The 1,085-nt window shown below is 61.1% G+C and carries 1 pseudogene; it reads left to right on the plus strand.

Features of this window, described 5'->3' with window-relative positions:
* Window positions 1-1,025, plus strand: a pseudogene (locus tag LWE61_RS20520) (IS3 family transposase); the annotation flags it as partial.
* Window positions 1,026-1,085: the final 60 nt, after the last annotated feature.

A 1,085-nucleotide genomic window follows, 5' to 3' on the forward strand; every position in this document is an offset into this window, starting at 1 on the left:
GAGGGCATGTCCGCGACGTTTTCGGGCGTTGGGGAATCGGCCAAGGCCGCGATGGAGGCCGATTTAGAGAAGCTGCATGCCAAGATCGGGCAGTTAGTCGTGGAGCGGGATTTTTTAGCCAAAGCCTCCGGTCGATGAGCGTGACACGGAGGCGATCGATGATCGATCCCGCTCATGGCGATCTGTCGATCTCTGCCCAGTGCCGCCTGCTGTCGATCAGCCGGTCGTCCTTTTATTATGCGCCGGTGCCGGAGACGGAGGAGACGTTGGCGCTGATGCAGGTGATCGCCGCCGCCTTCCTCGACATGCCTTGGTATGGCAGCCGTCAGATGGTCCGCCATCTGCGGCGTAACGGTCGCGATGTCGGGCGTCGGCGTGTTCGGCGATTGATGAGCAAGATGGGGCTGTCGCCCATTTACCAGCGGCCCTGGACGAGCGATCCTCACCCGAAGCACCCGGTCTATCCGTACCTGCTCCGCAAGCTGGTGATCGATCGGCCGAACCATGTCTGGTGTGCGGACATAACCTACATCCCGATGCGGCATGGCTTCCTGTATCTGGTGGGGATCATGGACTGGGCGACGCGCAAGGTACTGGCGTGGCGGCTGTCGAACACCATGGATGCCGGCTTCTGTGTCGCGGCATTGGAGGAAGCGCTATCGCGCTTCGGCAAGCCCGACATCTTCAACACGGACCAGGGCAGCCAGTTCACCGGCTTTGCATTCACCAGCGTGCTGCGGGATGCCGAAGTACGGATCAGCATGGACGGGCGTGGGCGCTGGATGGACAATGTCTTCATCGAGCGCCTGTGGCGCTCCCTCAAATATGAATGCGTCTATCTGCACGCCTTCGAGACCGGATCGGAGCTGCGCGCTGGTCTTGGCCGGTGGATTACCTATTACAATACGCAACGACCCCACTCCGGGCTGGCAGGGCGAGCCCCGGCAGAGGCCTATGGGCGGATCAACGCTTCGGATGATGGGGGGAATGCCCCCCATCATCCGATGACCAGAATGGCGGCATAATCACACCCGGGATTAGCTTAACTTCGCCGCCAAACTGTCCAAAAAGGCGGCACCACCTCA

Origin of the sequence: Sphingobium sufflavum, from assembly GCF_021403115.1 — a bacterium.
Classification (GTDB): Bacteria; Pseudomonadota; Alphaproteobacteria; order Sphingomonadales; family Sphingomonadaceae; genus Sphingobium; species Sphingobium sufflavum.